Below are 4,060 nucleotides of genomic sequence, written 5' to 3' on the forward strand. Positions count from 1 at the left end.
GGGTCTGGACGATGGCGTTGTCGTTCTCGCCCGAGTCGATCCAGGCGCCGTCTTCGCGAAGGGTGTGCGACAGGGCCTCGAACCGGGCCTTGTCCGAGGCTTCCAGCGCCGCCAGGGCCGGCATGGTCTTGGCCGCCGGGGCCATGCCCAGCTCCAGGAAGGCGTCGCGCGTGCCCGAGGTCGGCGGCGGGCCATAGACCTGGATGCGCTGGTTCGGCAGGGCGGGGTTCACCTGGTTCCAGTGGGTCGCGGGATTGGCGACAAACGCACCCTCGGCGCCCGGAACCTGGGCGGCCAGGGCGCCGTACAGATCGGCCAGACGCAGGTCGAAGCTGCTGCCCGTGCGGGCGGTGGCGATGACGATGCCGTCATAGCCGATCTTGATCTCGATGATGTCGGTGACGCCGTTCTTGGCGCACAGCTCGAACTCCGAAGCCTTCATCTGGCGCGAGGCGTTGGCGATGTCCGGCGTCTGGGGGCCGACGCCCTGGCAGAAGGCCTGGATGCCGCCGCCGGTGCCCAGCGATTCGATGCGCGGCGCGGCGCCGCCCTGGGTCCGGTTGAAATTCTCGGCCACGCGGGTGGCGAACGGGAAGACGGTCGAGGAGCCGGCGGCCCATATGCCCGAACGGGTGGCGGACCCGCCGCCGGCGCCGTCTCCACACGCGGCGACGGCGATCAGGGCGACGGCCGAGGCGGCGGTCAGCAGGGTGCGGATCATGGCGAGGCTCCCGTATCTGGAAGCGCCGCTTAGACCAGAGGATTGCGACAGTTCAGCGAAGTCGGCCGCGGCTACAGCAGCCGCTTGCGCATCGCCTGGGACAGCATGTCGATCAGGGTCACCGCCACGATGATGATGATCGCGATCAGCGACACGGTGCGATAGTCGAACGCCTGCAGGCTTTCGAACAGGGCCTGGCCGATGCCGCCCGCGCCGATCAGGCCCAGAACGGTGGCCGCGCGGCTGTTCGATTCGAAGCGATAAAGGGCGAACGAGGTCCACAGCGGCGCCACCTGCGGAATGACGCCCCAGGTGATTTCATGCAGGCGCCCGGCGCCGGTCGCCTTGACGCCGTCGACCGGCCCCTTGTCGATGGATTCCACCGCCTCGGAGAACAGCTTGGCCAACACGCCGGCCGTGTTCAGGGCAATGGCCAGAACCCCTGCCAGCGGGCCCAGACCCACGGCGACGATGAACAGGGTGCCGATGACCAGATCGGGAATGGACCGCAGCAGGTCCATCACCCGCCGCACCGGCCAGACCAGCCAGGCCGGGGCCAGGTTGCGCGACGCCATCAGGCTGAGCGGCACGGCCAGGAAGACCGCCAGGAAGGTGCCCCACAGCGCGATCTGCACCGTCAGCCACATCTGCCCGACCATCAGCCGCCACTGGCTGAAGTCGGGGTTCAGGAAGTCCTTGCCGTAGTTCCGAATGTTCTCGGAATTGCCGAAGATGTTGACGATGTTCGGCAGGTCGACCCGGCCGAAGCTGGCGATCAGGATCACCGCGAACCCGCCCCACAACAGGATGTCCAGCGACCAGGCGGCGGCCGATTTCTCGGGCGCGGCCGGAACCTGCGATCCGTCGCCGGGCGCGGCGACCGGACGGCGACGGGCGTTCAGAGCCATGGCGACCAGGGCGGCCAGGGCGATCAGCACAAAGGGCCAGGCCGTCGTCAGCACATGGGCGACCGTTTCGCCGGTGGTCTTCTTTTCAGGCGGCGCGACCTCGCTGGCCACGCCTTCGCGGCGGGCCTGGTCGGCCTTCATCTCGCGGATGGGGTCCAGGTAGCTGTTGTCGGCGGCGCGGAACTGGGAATAGTTCAGACCCTCCATCACCTGGCGCTGGCGCTGGGCGTCGGGGCCGAAACCCTGGCCGTAGTTGACGAAGAATTCGCGGATGCGGGCCTTCAGCGCCGGCGGCAGATCCTTGCGCAGCAGGATGCCGGATTCCGGGATGGGCGGCGATTCCCAGATCACCTGGATCTGGCGCGCGATCTCGGGGTTCTGACGGCCCAGGAAGACGGTGTTGACCGAGTTGGAGGTGGCCACGTCCACCTGACCATTGGCCACGGCGAAGGAGTTGGCCTGGTGGTTGGCCGACCGCACGGTCGAGAAACACTGGCGCGGGTCGATGCCGCGCGGGCTGAAGAAGAAGGTCATGGGCGCCAGGGTGCCCGAGGTCGACTGGGCGTCGCCGATGCCGAAGGTGTAGCGCTTGCCGCAGCGGGCCACGTCTTCGGCCGTGATGCCCGATCCGGCCTTCACGATCAGCGACGAGACATAGGAATCCTTGCCTTCGACATCGACCGTGCGGGCGATGACCTCGGCGTTCGAGCGGTCGATGGCCTGGACCGCCGGCAGGGCCGAGAACCAGCCGATCTGGGCCTGATTGGCGCGCATCGCCTCGACCAGCACCGAATAGTTGGTGCCGAAGATGGGCTTCACCGGAATGCCGATCTCGCGCTCCAGATCCCGCAGCAGCGGCTCCCACAAAGGACCAGACGAGGCCTGGCCTTCGGCCGACAGGATGGTGAACACCAGTTCGCGCGGGGCGGCGGCGTCGCGGCCTTGCGCCATCGCGGGCGCGGCCTGCAGGCCCAGCATCAGCGCCGCCATCAGGGCGCTCAGGCCCGCGAACAGGGAACGGAAGGTCATGGGGGAGGTCTTTCGCGAATAGGCGTTCGACGACGTCATGGCTGAACCTCGCGCTTGACGCGCAGGCGTTGAAGTTCGGCCTCGGCGGTGCGAGCGGCGGCCCGGTCGCCCGAGGCGCGCGCCTGGGCCAGGTTGCGGCTCGCCAGCATCTCGCGCACCGGGTCCAGATAACCGGCGTCGGCGGCGCGGAAGCGGGAATAGTTCAGAGCCGCCAGCACCTGGCGCTGGCGCGCGGCGGTCGTGCTGTCGCCATCGCCATAGGTCAAAAGGAAGCCGCGTAGCTTCTCCTTGACCGCCGGGTCCAGATCCGTGCGCACCAGGACGGCGCCCTCGGGCAGGGCGGGCGAACGCCACACCTCACGCAGCTGTTCGGCGATCTGGGGGTTCTGGCGTCGCAACTGGTCCAGGGTCACGGTGTTGACCACCGCCACATCCAGCGATCCGCCGGCCACCGCATAGGCGTTGGACGGATAGTCGCCCGAACGGACCGAGGCGAAACAGGTCGCCGGATCGATCCCGCGCGGCCCGAACAGAAAGGCGGCGGGCGCCAGGGTGGCCGAGGTGGAATCCGCATCCCCCAGCCCCAGCTTCAGCCCCCCGTCGCAGGCCAGGATGCGATCCAGCGTCAGGCCCGATCCCACGCTGGCGATCATCACCGAGCGATAGCTGTCGGCCCCGCCGCGATCGACGGTGCGGGCCGCGATCTCGGCGACGCCGGCGTCGATCAGCTGGATCGCCGGGCGCGGCGACATCCAGGCGGCCTGGACCTCTCCGGCCTGCATGGCGCGCACCAGTTCGGCGTAGTTGGCCCCGAACCGCGCCTGGACCGGCGCGCCCACGGCCTGGGACATGTCGTCCAGCAGCGGCCGCCACAGAGGTTCGACCGCCGCCTGTCCCTCGGCCGACAGAATGGCGAAGGCGATGGGCGCGGCCGGACCGTCGCGGCGCGCATCGTCGCCACAGGCCGCCAGCACAACGCTCAGGCCCAGGGCCGTCACCGCCGCCCCGGCGCGACGCAGCCATCGCCCCGGACGGCGGGCGATTGTCACGCCTGCGTCTCCCAGAAGGCGTCTTCAAACTCGGGCCCATAGATGGACACCAGGGTCGAATGGTCCAGCCCGGTCGACGGGCCGTCATAGACGATCTTGCCCGCCTGCAAGGCGACCACACGTTCACAGTAGCGGATGGCGTAATCGACCTGGTGCAGGGTGACGATCACCCCCAGACCGTCGCGTTTGTTCAGCTCGACCAGCTGCTCCATCACCTTGCGGGCCGAGACGGGGTCCAGCGAGGCCACCGGTTCGTCGGCCAGGATGGCCTTGGCGCCCTGGACCAGGGCGCGGGCGATGGCGCCGCGCTGCTGCTGGCCGCCCGACAGGGTGTTGGCGCGCTGGGCGGCGTA

4 protein-coding genes and 1 pseudogene are annotated in these 4,060 nt (G+C 69.2%); all 5 read right to left on the reverse strand.

Annotated elements, in window-relative coordinates:
- Positions 1–721: substrate-binding domain-containing protein (locus tag Q0581_RS08835; RefSeq protein ID WP_298699498.1), on the reverse strand; the 721-nt coding region annotated here is incomplete at its 3' end.
- A gap of 71 nt (positions 722–792) precedes the next feature.
- Complete coding sequence (gene phnE / locus Q0581_RS08840) at positions 793–1,629, reverse strand: phosphonate ABC transporter, permease protein PhnE (RefSeq protein ID WP_298699501.1); 837 nt, start codon at positions 1,627–1,629, stop codon at positions 793–795.
- A gap of 174 nt (positions 1,630–1,803) precedes the next feature.
- Positions 1,804–2,697 (reverse strand): annotated as a pseudogene (phnD, locus tag Q0581_RS08845) (phosphate/phosphite/phosphonate ABC transporter substrate-binding protein); the annotation flags it as partial.
- Entirely contained in the window at positions 2,694–3,707 is a 1,014-nt protein-coding gene (gene phnD, locus Q0581_RS08850; RefSeq protein WP_298699499.1) for a phosphate/phosphite/phosphonate ABC transporter substrate-binding protein, read from the reverse strand. The gene phnD (Q0581_RS08850) and the pseudogene phnD (Q0581_RS08845), both read right to left, overlap by 4 nt.
- Positions 3,704–4,060: ATP-binding cassette domain-containing protein (locus Q0581_RS08855; RefSeq protein ID WP_298699500.1), on the reverse strand; the 357-nt coding region annotated here is incomplete at its 5' end. The genes Q0581_RS08855 and phnD (Q0581_RS08850), both read right to left, overlap by 4 nt.

The organism is uncultured Brevundimonas sp., assembly GCF_937863155.1.
GTDB lineage: Bacteria > Pseudomonadota > Alphaproteobacteria > Caulobacterales > Caulobacteraceae > Brevundimonas.

Bases quoted from the DNA above. Each gene is read 5' to 3' on its own strand.
- phnE (WP_298699501.1), bottom strand. From the start codon at position 1,629: ATGGCTCTGAACGCCCGTCGCCGTCCGGTCGCCGCGCCCGGCGACGGA.